Source organism: Terriglobus tenax, from assembly GCF_025685395.1.
Taxonomy (GTDB): Bacteria; Acidobacteriota; Terriglobia; order Terriglobales; family Acidobacteriaceae; genus Terriglobus; species Terriglobus tenax.
On sequence record NZ_JAGSYA010000003.1, the window covers coordinates 930,443 to 945,896 of the forward strand.

Below are 15,454 nucleotides of genomic sequence, written 5' to 3' on the forward strand. Positions count from 1 at the left end.
CCACCTCATCACTAGGTTCCACGAATTTCCACTGGACCCCCTTGATCTGATGAACCCACGTTGCATCTGAGCCCCCACATCGGAGAGCCTATGAGTCTCGACCTCAAAAAACGTCGTAAGTGGATTCTGGGAGGCGGCTTGTTGCTGCTGACCGCCACTCCCAGCTTCGCGCTCTTTGGCATCGGAGACATCGTCTTCGATCCAACGAGCTACGCCAGCCTCGTCTCGCAGCTCACGACGCTGCAGACGCAGTACACGATGCTCAAGAACAATATCGAGCATTTCTCCATCAAGCAGCAGTGGCAAACCACATTGACTGCTCTCAAGAATGCGAACGTCAAAAACATGTTCGGTGAAACCAACGGCATGACGACGGCTCTCAACAGCAACTCGCCGTCTGCTTCGTCCACGGGATGGACAGCTGCGACCGTCCCGGTTAGCTCTGATCTGCCGACCTACATCGGTAGTCAGACGCCTGGAAGCCCGCAGCTCTCCCAACTCGCGATGATCGAGATGTCGGACTCCGTCTCACCGGATTGCATCACGGCAGTCGGTCAATACCGCGCCGCCCGTTTACAAAACACGGCCGCGACCACGAGCCTCACCGCCAACCAGCTCGACGGCACCAGCAGCACGAACAGCGAAGTCCAACAACTCAACATGCTCAACGCAGCAGAAGCGCAGAAGAGGTCGGAGGCGCAGAATCAAGGCGCTTTGCAGGCCTGCGTCGCGTCGCAGATGGCCCTCGCGAACATGCAGCAACGCAACGCTGCCGCCACCGACCTCAACACGGCCGTCTTCGTCCAGTCCCAGCACGCCACGCACGATATGAGCGCCGCGAGCGAAGGAAACACCTGGCAGACCTACTTGCCGTAACGGAGAGCCATGCTGAAACTGCTCAATAGCAAACTCTTACTTGCAATCGTTGCGGTGCTGGCTGCACTCGCCAGCGCCGCGATCTGTCAACGCCATGAGGCTGCCAAAGCCGCAGCCATCCTCGAACAACAGCAACGCGAAGCCGAGCGCCGCAGGCAGGAAGATGAGCTCTTCCGTAAGAAGGTCGAAGAAGACAAGAAGCGACACGACTCCGCTGCTGGCAACGAAGGCAAAACCTGGAAGAGCTATATCCCCTAGTCCAACGGGAGACCCTTATGAGCATCGCCGTTCTCGCACAAACACTACCGTCCGCAAGCTCGGGCATGGACTGGCTCTATCAGTTCACGAACAACCTCACCAATCTCACCACGCAGAACGGCGGCGCGCTCACCCAACTGGGTTGGACGGAGCTGAGTGGTATCTCCCTCTTCACCCTCGTGAACATGGTCATCAACTGGAACACGAGTACGATGACGTTCCGGCTGCATCATCATCCAGTACGTGCCGGCGACCTTACCCACTTCCTGCTCAAGCTGATCGTGTGCAGTCTGCTCTTGAATTACTGGGTCAATCCCTTCCCAGGTGCTAGTTTCGGCATCAATCACTTCTTCTCGTACATCGCGCAGGCGATGGTCGCAGCCTTCGATCAGCATTCTCTGGACCAGCTGCTTCAGCTTCTCAAGAACGCGGGCGATGGAACATCGATGCCGTCCTTCACCGCGCCGGTTCAGATCCTCTGCTATGTGCTCGTCCAGATCATGCTTGGACTCGCCTCCGCCATCTTGTTCGTCATCAATTGCAGCGCCTTCATCCTCTACGGTGTGACCGCACTCTTCGGTCCTATCTTTGTGCCGCTGCTCATGACGCAGACCTTCAAAGCCAAGTTCTTCCATTTCCTCGATGTCCTAATCTCGTTCGCCATGATTCGTGCTGTCGCTGCCGCCTTCATCTATGTCTGGGCCGGATTCATGAACGGGTTTCTGCAGCAGACCTTCAATGGCAACTATTCGATGGACATGTGGATCGCCAACCTCGTCCCTTGCTTGATGGTTTTCGTCGCGTTCATCATTAATATGCTGTTCATCCCGAGCATGACGCAGGCAATTTTTGGCGGTGCGGCGGGACTCGCATCATCAGGCCAACAGGCGGTCGGAAATATCGTCAGGACGCTCGCAATCACTGGAGGCGTCTAGATATGTGGAATAACGGAAACGGAAGCTCAATCGGCGATGCACTGGGAGCATTGGGATTTGGCCGTGGATTCGTCAAACCTCTTCTCAAGCTCCTCCTTATCGGAGTCGTGGTCGCGGGTCTGATCTATGCCTACGTCGTTTTCAAAGCCGTCTCGGAAAGGAGTAACAGCCCCCATGTCCACGCACACAGTACCCATTGAACGCGCGCTAACGCCCGAGCAAGCTCTTCTCACCGACCAGGTCGGCAATGAGGTCTATTCCTCGCACTATGCGGAGCGGAAGGCCTACCGTCTCATCATCGGTTGCGGGACTGTCTTGCTCTGTGGCTCCATGTGGCTGAACCTCTCCTTGGCGCATCGCCCGGTCGCCAATCGCTACATCCGTATCGATGAGATGGGGCGTGCGCAGGCGATCCAATACACCGACCTTAATTACAGTCCGCGCGAGGGCGAAGTCAGAACCTATCTCACTGACTGGGCCAACTATCGCTACACCATCAATCGGGACGTCATTGCGAAGAAGTATCCGCTCAACTACTACTTCCTCTCCGGCCCGCTTGCCTCGCAACTAATGGGAACGGATAACCAGAACCATCTCGTCTCGCAAGTGGCTGCAGGCCAAGTGGAATCGAGCGACGTGCAGGTGCGCAACGTGACCATCACATCGATGTCCGAGGAGATGGTTCAGGGCGTTCGCATTGCGCGCGGAACTGCACTTGTGACCTTCGACAAGATCTTCTCCGAGGAACACTCCCATCAGCCCCGTACCGAACACTGGTTGCTGTCTGTTACGTATTACCTGAACCCCAAGCAGGTCAGCGATCAGGCGAAGATTTATCCGCAGTACGAGTTCATCAATCCGTTGGGATTGACGATCACAGAGTTCCATGACAACCGAGTGTCAGTGGACCCCATGACACCTGGGACCACCGCCTCAAACCCGAACGCAATCGCCCAGCCTACAGCGGGAGCAGCGCGATGAGCTTCCAGCTCATACTCCCGTTCTTTCCGGAGGAGCTTCGAGCGCTTCTCCTGGACCCGTCGATCTCGGACTTGATGATCAACGGGACGACGGGAGTGTTCGCGGATCGTGGCGGCGTGGTCGAGCATATTCCGCTCTCCACGCCGTACACCAATGACCGTCTGACGGCGGCCATTGAGCGCGTCGCCCGCATCCTTGGACAGGACCTGACCGGCCAGAATCCCATCCTGAATACGCGCTTGCCGGACGGCTCGCGCGTGGCTGTTGTCGGCCCGCCCTCTTCGATCAACGGGCCTACGCTGACGGTGCGCAAATTCAACCGCTGGTACACGTCCGATGAGCTGGTGAATGCGGGCGGATTTCCCGCACACGTCCGTGACAGAGTTCTCACTCTCATCCAGAAGAGAAAGAACGGCATCATCAGCGGTGGAACCGGTTCGGGTAAGTCGACCCTGATGAAATCTCTTCTCGACCATGTTCCGCTCCATGAACGGCTGGTCGTGATCGAACAGCCGGCGGAGTTGAAGATCGCCCATCCAAACGCCGTTCGCTGGGAGGCGGTCGATGCGATTCCGGGCCAGGTTGCCATTACTCCGAGCCAGTTGGTGGCGGCAGCTCTCCGCCACCGTCCCGACCGCATCATCATGGGTGAAATCCGTGACGAATGCGGCTATGACCTGCTGCAGGCCATGAACACTGGCCACGGTGGGACCTTATCCACCTTGCATGCAGATTCCGCCGTGGATGCGTTGGATCGGTTGGCTGATATGGCCCTGAGTGCAAGAACGAATTTGGACCAGGCATTTGTCCGGTCCCAGACCGGCAAAGCCGTGGACTTCGTGTTGCATTGCGAGCGCGATCACACGGGCCGCCGCCGCGTCCGAGAACTGATTACCGTCTCCGGTTACAGCCACGCGGAGCAATGCTTCCAGACGGAGGACGTCTATCGTGCCTCCGACGCCTGACGCGCAGGCTTTCCGCTAGAGAATCCCAACCCGACCGAGGTCACTCCGATGGTCTTTCATGCGGCTCATTTAGCTGCACAGCCCAACTCGTCCCTGAACGCGCCCAGCATGGCGATTCCGGCTGGCGAGACGCTGTGGTACGGGTGCCATTCCGTGTACTCGAAGCCGTCCCAGACCGAGGATGTTGCGGGGTTCCATGAGTCTGCGATAGGTGGAACTTTCCGTCACAGGAATCGTCCGGGTGACTTTGGTGCATTTGGGCACTCACCGTTCGTATCCCGTCCTCTGCTTCGGGTTCACGCTTCGGGGCCAAACCGGCGCCCTGCGGCTCGGCGTCGTTCTGCTTTGGCTGCGCCGCCCCTGCGGGGTCTCGGTTCCTCCCAGAAAAAGTTTGAAAGCCGCAGCCAAGAACGCCGCTCAAACTTTTTCCGGGCCCCGCCAAGAAAGCACTCCTTGGCACTTGGGAGCCGGGCCCACTCGCTCGCTTCGCGAAGGGTGACCCGAGCAGGATACGGGAAATACAACGAAACGGAGATTACCACCATGTACTCAAACAAAGTCACCCTCATCGGCTTCCTCGGCAACGACGCAGAAGTTCGCACCAACGGCGATCGCAGCCTCACCACTCTCTCCCTCGCAACCAAGTCCTCGTACAAGAAGGACGGCAAGTACATCGAGCACACGGAATGGCACCGTTGCGTCGTCTTCGGCAAGCTCGGAGAGTTCGCCGCCAAGCTGACCAAGGGCGCTCACATCCAGGTCGAGGGCGAGTTGCGCAGCCGCAAGTACGAGAGCAAGAAGACCAACTCGGAACAAACCATCTGGGAGATCCGGGTGAACTCGATTCTCAAGCTGGATCGTGCCGCCAAAGCGGCAGCGGAAGACGACGAAGAACTCTCCGAGGAAGAGGCCGCATAGCCCCTTCCTTTCACCGAAGAGGTCCGGCATCGAGCCGGACTTCTTCGACTGCTAAGAGCCTGTGTGATCGCGCTCGCAATAGACGCGGATGGAGGGAATGCAGATGAACGAAACAGCCACGGACTTTCTCGCTCGGAGCTTCGCTCCTTGCTCGACAATTGCTCTCCTGCTGCGTACGGAGAGCGTGGGAAAGACTCAGCAGCGCGTCGTGACGCTGGAGCAGGCGCTCGCGCCTCGTTACCTCGGCTGGCTCGCTCACGAGAATCATGCAGGAGCCAATGTCTACGTGGCTGCCAATCCGCTTCGCTCTGGCAGCCGGAAGCGCACGAAAGAGTGCATCGACATCGTCCGGCATCTGTATCTGGACATCGACGAAGATGGAGATGCCCGGCTCGCTGCGCTCCGGGCATCAGATGGCCTGCCCGTTCCGAGCGCTGTCCTCTCCACATCACCGGGGAAATATCAGGTGTTGTGGCAGGTCGATGGTTTCGACGTTGAGGACCAGGAAGTCACGCTCAAACGGCTCGCCATCGCTTTCGGCGGCGATCCCGCCTGCACGGACTGCAACCGGGTGCTTCGCGTTCCCGGTTTTCGCAACCAGAAGTATTCTCCCGCTCACTGCGTCGCGGTCGAGTATCCCTCCGATGCAACCTACAGTCCTGCGGACTTCCGCTTGCCGAATCTTCCTTCCATTGCCGCGCTGCCGCTTCGCGGGAACGCGCGCCTTGGTTGGGCTCACAAGGACAGCCATTCGGAGTTGGATTGGGCGTGGGCTCGCCACCAGCTCGCCCTGGGCAAAGATGCCGGCAAGCTGACCCACGAGCTGGCTTCGCGCCGCTCGGACAAGCCCAATCCTCTCTACTACGCGCAGCGCACGATTGACGTCGCTTCCGCTCGTCAATGGCTGCGTGAAGGAGCCCCCATTGACGACGTCATCACCATGCTCAAGGTTCGCCGGGATGCCGAACTTCCCGCTGCACTTTGCTCCGCTCGTGCGCGGGAGATTGCCGCCACCGCAGTGCGAATGGTCGCACGTAGAAAGCTTGCCTAATTTCATCACCCAAAGGAGAACGTCATGCCGTTACTTGAAGTCACTCAAACCCGTCACCTCAGCGCTTCCATCCGCCTCACTGATTCGACTGCCACGCAGGTCGACCAGTACGCCGCTTTCATCCGGGCTTCTGCCGACGATGTCGTCGAGCAAGCGCTCGCCTACGTCTTCGGGAAAGATCGCGACTTCCAGGACTTTCTGAAGACGCCTGAAGCACAGCGGATTAGGCCGACACTTCGCGTTCGCCGTGGCGCTGCAAATGATGCCTCGGAGCAGCCCGGAAAGAAGCCCGCTGCTTCAGCATCATCGCCAGCACAAACACCTGCATCTGTGGCGGGATCGAAGGCATGATCCCGCTCCTACATCTGTGGCAGAGCCACAGCGGTGCTGCGCACCGGAAGAAGATTGACACTCCATCCCTCGGATGGGCGTGTTTCGAGCAGATACGAAAACAACCGTTTACGTGTTTGTCTTGTGAGCGACATAGCAGCATCGCGTAAACAACTGTTTTCTTTCTGAAAACTATTGTTTACGCGCGTTGGGGAGGAGTTTATGAATGCGCCAAAGAGAGACATAGTGCCTATCGAGATCAGGCTTGCACGTTCTGCGGGGCGGGCAGGCAGGGACAGGATGGCCAATGCGCGCGTCACCCACGCAGAACAACAGGAATTACAAGAGGCCGCGCGACGTTGCGGAAAATCACTGAGTGAATGGTCGCGCGACACCCTCTTGCGAGAAGCCCGCCGTGGCCCTGGGGATGCCGTCTTCACCGAGCTCATCGCCACCAGGATGCTGCTCGTGAACCTTATCAAGCCGCTCGCGCTTGGCGAGAAAGTCTCGCCTTCGTGGATCACCGAGGCCATGACCATGGTGCGGAAGGAGAAGCACAAGGCCGCCCATGAAGTCATGCAACAGTACACGCAACAGGCAGGAAAGGAGCCCTCCGATGGCAACACAATGGGGTAGAAAAGAGACGATCATCTGGCCGCCGCACGTTCCCTTGATGAGCTATTGCGCCATCGCCGGAACGCTTTTCCTCACGCTATTCTTCGCTTGGCAACGGTATGCCTTTCAGCTGTCACCTCTCCAGAAAGCGTATGTGGTGGATTACGTTCGGTCCGGTGTAGGCGATGTTTTTCATGCCCATCAGAGCTACCGGCTGCTGTATCTCGGAGGGGCCGCTACTAAGCCGCGTCTTGCACTGCCATCGGACTTCGCGGACGGGACGATGACATTGCCGGGCGGCAAGCGTATGCCGTTTGCCCTAGCAGCACTTCCACAGGCACAGGGCTACCGTTTCCCGTTCCGTGGCCCCGTTGAGAAGTTGGCCGATGCCTCGATGTACCGTTGGCTGCACGATGCGATCTTTGATCGTGAAAGTCCGTGGCGGGTGTTCACATTGAGCTTCGTCGAGGGCGTTGCTTGCCTCATCGGCCTGCTTGCTCTGGCGATACCGAAGGACATCCGGCGCTTCAAAGAGATGAAGTACGGACGCGTCCTCCGCGGTCCACGTTTGCTCGACCCAAAGGAGTTCAACAAGGCACAGAAGGGCGATGGTCTGGGCTTCAAAACCACCGAAGCCGACCAGATGATGCGCATTCCTCTGCGCAAGGAAGCGCAGCACCTTCAGCTCATGGGCGATACCGGAGTTGGGAAGACGCAGCTAATCATGCAATGCCTCCGCCAAATCCGGGGACGTGGCGATTCCGCTATCGTCTATGACCCTGCCTGTGAGTACATCCAGCGTTTTTACGATGCCGAACGCGGCGACATCGTGCTCAACCCCCTCGATGCACGCTGCCCTTATTGGGGACCGGCGCAGGAACTGGAATCGGAGGATGAAGCCTATGCCATCGCGGCATCTCTCTATGCGCCGAAGACCGATAAAGTCGATGAGTTTTTCCATGAGACCCCGGCGCAGATCTTCGCGCATCTGCTCAAACGTGGTCCAACTCCGCACCGGCTTGCCGAGTGGATGTCGAATGACCTGGAGCTAATGAAGCGGGTCGAAGGCACCGAGATGGCCTTCTATATCGACCGCAAGGCAGGACCACAAAGAGCGGGCGTTTTGTCCTCGCTCGGACTGGTCGCCAAGTGCTTCCGGATGCTGCCGGAGCGTGATGAGAAGCGCGATGTCTGGAACGCACGCACCTGGTCGAAGAATCGGCAAGGATGGATCTTCATTACCTCACGCCCACCGGAGCGGGATACGCTTCGTCCACTGCATTCTCTCTGGATCGATCTTCTTGTGATGCGGTTGCTGACCGCGCCGCAGCCGGGTCAAAAGCCGGTCTGGTTTGTGATCGATGAGTTGGCGAGCTTGCAGAAGCTGCCTCAGCTTCATACCGCAATCACGGAGAACCGGAAGTCGAAAAATCCGCTCATCCTTGGTTTCCAGGGCAAGGCTCAGCTCGAGGTCATTTACGGTCACCTCGCCGAGGTCATGCTGTCCCAGCCCGCAACCAAAATCTTCATGAAGACGGCGGAGCCGAAGGCCGCCGAGTGGATCTCCGAAGCCATCGGCAAGGTAGAAATTGAGCGTCTGAAAGAGACTAAGTTCGACGGCACCCGGTCAGGACATAACTTCACCGTCGAGCGTCAGATCGAACCCCTCGTCATGGGATCGGAGATCAGCGGCTTGGACGATCGCCACGCGTATCTGAAGCTGGGTAACAGCGTCGCCCGGTTCGCCTTCGAGTACATGGACCTGCCCACGCCCACGCCCGGATTTCTTCCGCGCAAGACTGCTGGCGGCCTCAGTTTCAACCCCGACACGCTGAAGCCCATTACTCCTGAAATTGCCGCCGAGGAGGGATCAGGCGAACCGGAGGATGCAGAGGTGACGACCGAGAGCGGAGGTCCACACGATAAGGAAAGGGCTCCTATTGCGTGGCCGAAGCCGGGCAAAGATCCCCAGCCAGAGCAGCCCATCGTTGGCACGCCCACAGAGGAAGACCTGGACGAGGAACAAGCGCTTGGTCCTGCGCTCATCCGGGAGACGTAGCTTATGCTCGATATCTCGAAGCACCTCAATGCCTCTCAGGCGCAGACGTATCACAAACTCGATTACACTTCGTCCACCCAGAGCTACTACGCCCAGGGCGACAGCGTAAAAGGCGAATGGCAAGGCAAACTTGCAGAGTCGATGGGCGTGTCTGGCGAAGTCTCCGCGCTGGAGTTTTCCAGGCTGACCGAAGGACAACATCCGGTGACTGGCGAGCAGATGGTGCGCCATCGTATCGCTACCGAGTACACCAATCCCGATGGCTCGACCACCAAGGCCGTCGCCCATCGCGCAGGTTGGGATGCGATGTTTGCTCCGACCAAATCGGTATCGTTGACCGCCTTGGTGGGCGGAGACGATCGCATCCGCGAAGCCCACCGAGCGGCAGTCACTGTCGCCCTGGATGAATTGGAGAAGTACACGCACGCTCGGTTGGGTGGCAACAAGCCCGCCGAGCAGACGGGCAAGTTTCTCGCGGCGAAGTTCGAGCACGATACCGCCCGCCCCGTTGACGGGTACGCCGCTCCCCAACTCCATACCCACGCCGTCATCTTCAACGTCACGCAACGTGCCGACGGTAAGACTAGCGCTTTGCAGGAGCAGCCATTCTTCGAAAGTCAGAACTTTGTCACAGCGGTCTATCAGTCGGAACTGATGTATCGGCTACGCTCACTGGGCTATGAGATCGTGCCTGGGGAGAGCGGCGCTCCCGAAATCAAGTCCTATTCTGCCGACTACCTCAAAGCTTCCAGCCAGAGGCGCGAAAAGATCAAGGAAGAGATGGAACGGCGCGGCTTCTCAGGTCCGGAAGCCGCAGAAATCGCTGCTCGTTCGACACGCGAAAAGAAACAGACGATGACTCCCGCCGAGGTATTAGCAGCCCATCGGGAGGTCGCTGCCGAACATGGCAACCAGCCGCAGCGGGTCGTAGCTGAGGCCCGGGAACGGGCTCGAGTCCAGCAGCACAATCCTGATCGCATCGCCCATGCGCGGGAGGCTGTCACCTATGCCAGGAGCAGCCTCTATGAACGTGAAGCCGTTCTAGACGAACGGGCCTTGCTGCGGGACGCGCTCCGTCGCGGTATGGGCAACACCACATATTCCGAGGTCCGTTCCGAGTTTGAGACGCGGCATCAGCGTGGCGACTTCCTCTCCGTGGAATCACAGAAACACGCTTCGAGCCGAAGCTTCACCACGGCGGAAACCATCGCGGCCGAACGAGCAAACATCGCCTTCGTTCGTAGCGCCAAGAACACCGTTGAACCGATCATGTCCGCCGAGGCCGCCCAGCAAGTGGCACGAGCCAAAGAGTTCCTGAACGATTCCCAACGCCTTGTCATCGAAGAGGTGTTGAATTCTACCGACCGCATCCACGGTTTGCAGGGGCGGGCCGGTACCGGCAAAACGTCAGTGGTTCGTTCCATCCGTGAAGGTGCCGAAAAGAGTGGTTATACCGTCGAGGGATTTGCTCCAACATCCCGCGCAGCGGCGCAGCTCCGCGAAGCTGGAATTGATGCTGGGACCTTACAGAGCTTTCTTGCGCGTAAGACAGAATCGCCCACCGAGCGGTCACAACCGCGCTTGTATATGCTCGACGAGTCCAGTCTTGCGAGCACGAAACAGATGCGCGATTTCCTCCAGAGAATAAAGCCAGAGGACCGTGTTCTGGTGATAGGTGACACGGCGCAACATCAGGGCGTGGACGCGGGCCGTCCGTTCCAGCAGATGCAGGAGGCTGGCATGCGAACCGCATTGCTCGACCGCATCATGCGGCAAAAAGACCCCGAGTTGCTCAAAGCTGTCGAGCACCTGTCGAAGAACGAAACCCGCGAGGGTATTGCGCTCCTCCAGCAGCAGGGCCGCATTTCCGAGCTGCCGGATCGGCGTGAACGCATCGCGGCAATCGCCAGGGACTATGCCGCAAAGCCGGAAAATACCATCGTCGTCTCTCCGGACAACAAGAGCCGCCAGGAAATCAATGACGCGGTCCGCTTAGAGCTGTTGCTATCGGGAACGCTAAAGGCCGATGGTAAGACCTTCTTAACCCTCAGCCACCGTTCTGATATGACTGGCGCAGACCGTACCTGGGTGGCACGGTATAACGCAGGGGATGTGATCCAGTACAACACCGGAAGCAAGGAGCTGGGTATCGAGCGCAACTCGCTTGCCACAGTTCGCGCGCTCGATGCCAAGGCAAATCTCTTGACCGTGGAAACCGAACAAGGAAACACCATCGCCTACGATCCGCGCCGCCTACGCGGTGTGAATGTCTTCCGCGAACAGGAACGTGAGTTCGCTACGGGAGACCGCATCCAGTTCACAGCCAGTCTGAAAGATCTTGGTGTAGCGAATCGTGATCTCGCTACCATCCAACGGATCGAAGAAGGACGCATGACCGTCTTGATGGAAGGTAAGAGTAGGCGCACGCTCACCTTCGAGACGGACAAGGTACGGCAATTCGATCATGGCTATGCCGTGACCTCGCACAGTTCACAAGGGCTGACTGCAGAGCGTGTGCTTGCCCACTTCGACACCGATGGCCCACGTGGTCTCATCAACACCAGGCTTGCGTACGTCGCTATCTCCCGTGCGTCCCACGAAGCCCATATCTATACGAACGACGTCACCCGCCTTGGCAGACGTCTCTCCAATGACGTTTCAAAAACGGCGGCCATCGACCTTTCGCAGCCCGTCCCGAAGAACGAGGCAGAGCGCGCTGTTACAGCCTTCCGCGCAGGCGATCCGGGGACTGCCACCACCATCCTGCAACAAGAGGATCGAGTCCACCAATTTGCCAACTCAGAACACCGCCTCGCCGCAGTTGCGCTTGCGTATGTGTCGCGTGAGGACCGTGCCGTGGTCGTAGCGCCTGACGCCAGTGAGCGCAAGGAACTAACGCAGCTCATCCGCGATGAGCAACGCCAGAGGGGACGACTTTCGACAGAGAGTCACGTACTACCCGTGTGGGTTGAGCAGCACTTCGGCAATCCGCGCCTGGCCGCCAACTATGCCCCCCGAGACCAGATTCGCTACAAGTCGGGCAGTCTGGAACATGGCATCGCCGACAACAGCACCATCACCGTCCTGTCGGTCGATGCGAAGGCCAATCGTCTCACGGTGGGCAGTCTTGATGGGTGTGAGGTGAGCTACAACCCTGCGTCGCTAAGGACTCAAACCGGGCAAAGTCACGTCTTTCGCGAAGAGTTACGTGAGATCTCAGAGGGTGAGCGCATTCGCTTCACGGCCACCTCAGAGCAGTTCCATATTCGCAAGGGAGAATTCGCCACCGTCGAGCGCATCGGCGAGGATCGTTCCTTGACGGTACGCAGCGACCAGGGAAAATTGATTGCACTCCCAGACAGAGAATCTCGGCACATCGACTACGGCTACGCAGTGGATCGGATACCGCAACGTGGCATGCATCGAGTCATTTTCAGCGGTGAGACGGCGCAGATCGTTCAGATGAACTTCGCTCGTCTGTCCAGGCAGACCCGCGGTATTGAGCTCTACACGACACCGGACCAGCAATTCCGTATGCAGAAGACGGCAGTAGGTAGGTTCAAAACAGAAATCCCGATTCCCACCGAAGAAAATATCTTCGAACAGGTGCGGGAAGGGTTTGGACGAGACCGCTGAAAGTCATACCTGAAATAGAATGAGAGCCTTTCGGACCTGGTGTGGGCTGCATCACGTTGACTAGACGCGATCTCGTTCCTTGGCAAGCGTGGATTCGGTAACTTAGCACCCGAGGGCGATCAGGTACTAAGGTGCGAGACGGCAATCGCGGACGTTCCAATTGCCGGTATATGGAACGTTGGTGCGGCCAACCGGGTCTCCATCGTCACACCACTCTAGCCGGGTCACCAGATAACTTGGGCATTCCGAATGGAACACTCAGGACTCTGCCTGCATAGAGGTAGGTCGATGACCGACGCGCACATTTTTGCGTACCACGAGACTAGCTAGATCCCTAATATCAACTGGCTACGATGCCCTCCTTCCATGGGAGGGGCAATTGCGGAGAGGGTCGCATCAACCAACTAGTGGCAGCCAAGACGATAGGCGCTTCCATGCAAGCTCGGCCAACGTACGACCACGAGCTTCGACCATGTCCGAATCCCAAACTTTCGTGACTTTGGTCAATGCCTTCAAATGAGGCAAAAACTGTCCCGAGTGTATGGCCTTCGCGACTTCAGAAACATTGACTCCGTTAGACTGAAGCTCGGCCAAGAAGGTCTGTGCCTCTTCAGGAGTGGCGGCAGCTAACGCGCAGAACAACAGCTTCTTGTGATTCCACGGACGATCGCTCACGGACTGGTTTGCACTTAAGGGCAAGAGGGTGAGGTTTCCAAGTCGGTCAATCTCGTCGTTCTCGTAGAGAGCGGCAGACCAGTCCTTCGACTTAGATTGCGGGGCAATGTGTTCGACAGAAGAGTAGCGGTCGCCAGCCCAGCGTTCGAAAGTCAGCGTGGGGTGACTGCCTTCCTTTCCATTCACCAGCAAACCTTCCTCCGCGTCAACAGAGTCATGAAACGCAATGAACAATAGAAACCTGGCAAGCGTCTCGTTAACCTCGTACAGGGGTTGCGTGACGACCTTGTCCACCCACTCCTGTTTATTGGCTATACCAGCGCCTCCGTCTGCTCGATCCGCCTGTAGGCGGGACATTAAGATTTCCTTGACCGTCTTAGAATCGGGCAGGGGCTTGCCATCTCGAAGTCCCCTAGCGAGTCCCCCAACACCCCTGGTGGGGTCGCCCTGACTCATCAGATTTCGATAAACCTGGTCAATTCGATCCGTCGTCGTGCGAGAAGCTCGCCACAAAACAGTGAACGCGGTAACAGCCTTCACCACGCTCTCAAATTCTGACAGGGCGATCTCGTTACGCTCCGGGTCACCTAGTGTGGCTGTGACCTCCGCAGCATATTGAGCGAGAAGGGGGGCCGTGATCGTGTGGTTTAGATCGACGAGGAATTGAATGCACAGGGCCGCAGGATCCCCGATCTTCACATTTCCGATATGAGGATACACCCCACTGTCGGACCAGACGCTGTCAAGAAAACCAGCCAAATCTGCAAGATGTCGAATAAAAGCCTGCTTCTCAGACTTGTCCTTGCATGTTTCGAAGGTGTCTCTCATGAAGCGACGCTGTTCAGCCAGATTTTTCGATCGTTTCTCGCCCTTTTCTGCGAGGGCAAACGCGACGATCAACTCCGCGGATCGTTTTTGCCGCTCCTCCGCCTTTGTGACTTTTCGAAGGTAGGATGAAGCCTTGTCAAGAAGTTTCTTCTCTTCGGACGCGTTGTAACTGGCTAAACCGACCGTCTGCACCACTTTTGGAGTGAATGTTTCGATCGCAGTAAGGGGCTGCCCAGTGGTGTTCAGGGCCTCGAAGACATCGAAAGCGAAGTCCTCTGTAGTGGCCTTCACTACAACCAGTGTGATGCGGTACAAGGCAAATCTAGAAAAGACCAACAGCGACAGGAGCTCTGTTGCAGCTTCCCACCACTTCTTATGTTTCGTATCTTCGACCTGTAGCTCAAGGTCGCCACGCTCGTCGAGCATCAGACCGTGTTCTTGTTTAGCCAGAATCGATTCAAGAGCAATCCGCATGGCATCGGGGAATTCCTCACCAAATAGAGCTTCCTGCTGAGCTGGCTCGCGCGCAATCTTCAGTAGCGCCGGAAACTCGTCGTTTGTTGGAAGCGCTTTTAGTTGAGTTTGTAAAACCTTCATCATCTTCAATGCGTGCCTGCGCCCTGGCCCCTCTTCTGACACTGCATCTTGGGACTTTTTGAGCTCGTTTAGAAATTTTCCCCAAGGAGCGTCAGGGCGGTTCATCAGCTGAACGTATTCAAAGAGTAGCCACGCAATCGGCGACTGATACGAAGCTTTATCTGCTTCGTATGACCAAGTGTCCTTAAACGCACGTATCATCTTTGGGAAATAGCGGTATGCACCTTCGCCGTTGTTCTGTCGCTCCGAAAGCATCTGCGAGAGAAGACCACGCATATCGTTCACGCGTGTTTCTAGCCAGAATTTCGTTTCCTCGTTGGGACACGCCTTCGCCCGATTCAACTCGGCCCACTGCGTCTCCATTTCGACGAGCAGTGATAGAACAAGCATCAGAAGTGTAGTAAGGCGTTGCTGACCATCGATGATGGTCATGACTTGGCTGTAGATCTGGTTTCGCACAAGCGGATTGATCGTGCTTTTCTTCACATCGTTCATCGCGATTATCGTACCGATAAACGTTATCGACTCGTCTGGTCGCTTTAGAAGCGCGCTCAACCCCTGCACTGTGTCGTCAATCAAGCGCTCGACGTTATCCTTATCCCAGGCGTATTCGCGCTGATACGGCGGAATATAAAGACCTCTTCCGTTCTTCGACACGAAGTCGTAAAAACTTTCTGAGTCGGCCTCAAAGATTTTCTGGGCTGGACTGATCACTTATGTTCTCCAAAGT

General features: G+C 57.3%; 12 protein-coding genes. 11 read left to right on the forward strand and 1 reads right to left on the reverse strand.

The window, feature by feature from the left end; genetic code table 11:
* The first annotated feature begins 90 nt into the window (after positions 1 to 90).
* From OHL13_RS04000 to mobF, 11 genes are all read left to right on the forward strand, one after another.
* A complete protein-coding gene (locus OHL13_RS04000; protein WP_263408816.1) occupies positions 91 to 876 on the forward strand; it encodes a hypothetical protein in 786 nt (261 codons plus the stop codon).
* A 9-nt stretch (positions 877 to 885) separates the two neighbouring features.
* On the forward strand, positions 886 to 1,134 hold the full coding sequence (locus tag OHL13_RS04005) for a hypothetical protein (protein WP_263408817.1): 249 nt from the start codon (positions 886 to 888) through the stop codon (positions 1,132 to 1,134).
* A 17-nt stretch (positions 1,135 to 1,151) separates the two neighbouring features.
* The gene (locus OHL13_RS04010) at positions 1,152 to 2,069 is read left to right on the forward strand and encodes a type IV secretion system protein (protein ID WP_263408818.1); all 918 of its coding nucleotides are present in this window, start codon (positions 1,152 to 1,154) and stop codon (positions 2,067 to 2,069) included.
* Between the two features lie 174 nt (positions 2,070 to 2,243).
* Complete coding sequence (locus OHL13_RS04015) at positions 2,244 to 3,050, forward strand: type IV secretion system protein (RefSeq protein WP_263408819.1); 807 nt, start codon at positions 2,244 to 2,246, stop codon at positions 3,048 to 3,050.
* Entirely contained in the window at positions 3,047 to 4,015 is a 969-nt protein-coding gene (locus OHL13_RS04020) for a CpaF family protein (protein ID WP_263408820.1), read from the forward strand. The genes OHL13_RS04015 and OHL13_RS04020 overlap by 4 nt, the downstream gene beginning before the upstream one ends.
* A 543-nt stretch (positions 4,016 to 4,558) precedes the next feature.
* A complete protein-coding gene (locus tag OHL13_RS04025; RefSeq protein WP_263408821.1) occupies positions 4,559 to 4,933 on the forward strand; it encodes a single-stranded DNA-binding protein in 375 nt (124 codons plus the stop codon).
* A gap of 103 nt (positions 4,934 to 5,036) precedes the next feature.
* Entirely contained in the window at positions 5,037 to 5,984 is a 948-nt protein-coding gene (locus tag OHL13_RS04030) for a RepB family DNA primase (protein ID WP_263408822.1), read from the forward strand.
* 24 nt (positions 5,985 to 6,008) lie between these two features.
* Complete coding sequence (locus OHL13_RS04035) at positions 6,009 to 6,335, forward strand: hypothetical protein (RefSeq protein ID WP_263408823.1); 327 nt, start codon at positions 6,009 to 6,011, stop codon at positions 6,333 to 6,335.
* Positions 6,336 to 6,614: 279 nt separating this feature from the next.
* Complete coding sequence (locus OHL13_RS04040; RefSeq protein ID WP_263408824.1) at positions 6,615 to 6,950, forward strand: plasmid mobilization protein; 336 nt, start codon at positions 6,615 to 6,617, stop codon at positions 6,948 to 6,950.
* Positions 6,931 to 8,988, forward strand: coding sequence for a type IV secretion system DNA-binding domain-containing protein (locus OHL13_RS04045; protein WP_263408825.1), 2,058 nt, complete (start codon positions 6,931 to 6,933; stop codon positions 8,986 to 8,988). Before OHL13_RS04040 ends, OHL13_RS04045 begins: the two co-directional genes overlap by 20 nt.
* Before the next feature lie 3 nt (positions 8,989 to 8,991).
* Positions 8,992 to 12,624, forward strand: a complete 3,633-nt coding sequence (gene mobF, locus OHL13_RS04050; RefSeq protein ID WP_263408826.1) for a MobF family relaxase — start codon at positions 8,992 to 8,994, stop codon at positions 12,622 to 12,624.
* A 396-nt stretch (positions 12,625 to 13,020) separates the two neighbouring features.
* Here the strand turns inward: mobF and OHL13_RS04055 are convergent, their stop codons facing one another.
* A complete protein-coding gene (locus OHL13_RS04055) occupies positions 13,021 to 15,438 on the reverse strand; it encodes a DUF262 domain-containing protein (RefSeq protein WP_263408827.1) in 2,418 nt (805 codons plus the stop codon).
* Positions 15,439 to 15,454: the final 16 nt, after the last annotated feature.

Bases quoted from the DNA above. Each gene is read 5' to 3' on its own strand.
- OHL13_RS04000 (WP_263408816.1), top strand. From the start codon at position 91: ATGAGTCTCGACCTCAAAAAACGTCGTAAGTGGATTCTGGGAGGCGGC.
- OHL13_RS04005 (WP_263408817.1), top strand. From the start codon at position 886: ATGCTGAAACTGCTCAATAGCAAACTCTTACTTGCAATCGTTGCGGTG.
- OHL13_RS04010 (WP_263408818.1), top strand. From the start codon at position 1,152: ATGAGCATCGCCGTTCTCGCACAAACACTACCGTCCGCAAGCTCGGGC.
- OHL13_RS04015 (WP_263408819.1), top strand. From the start codon at position 2,244: ATGTCCACGCACACAGTACCCATTGAACGCGCGCTAACGCCCGAGCAA.
- OHL13_RS04020 (WP_263408820.1), top strand. From the start codon at position 3,047: ATGAGCTTCCAGCTCATACTCCCGTTCTTTCCGGAGGAGCTTCGAGCG.
- OHL13_RS04025 (WP_263408821.1), top strand. From the start codon at position 4,559: ATGTACTCAAACAAAGTCACCCTCATCGGCTTCCTCGGCAACGACGCA.
- OHL13_RS04030 (WP_263408822.1), top strand. From the start codon at position 5,037: ATGAACGAAACAGCCACGGACTTTCTCGCTCGGAGCTTCGCTCCTTGC.
- OHL13_RS04035 (WP_263408823.1), top strand. From the start codon at position 6,009: ATGCCGTTACTTGAAGTCACTCAAACCCGTCACCTCAGCGCTTCCATC.
- OHL13_RS04040 (WP_263408824.1), top strand. From the start codon at position 6,615: ATGGCCAATGCGCGCGTCACCCACGCAGAACAACAGGAATTACAAGAG.
- OHL13_RS04045 (WP_263408825.1), top strand. From the start codon at position 6,931: ATGGCAACACAATGGGGTAGAAAAGAGACGATCATCTGGCCGCCGCAC.
- mobF (WP_263408826.1), top strand. From the start codon at position 8,992: ATGCTCGATATCTCGAAGCACCTCAATGCCTCTCAGGCGCAGACGTAT.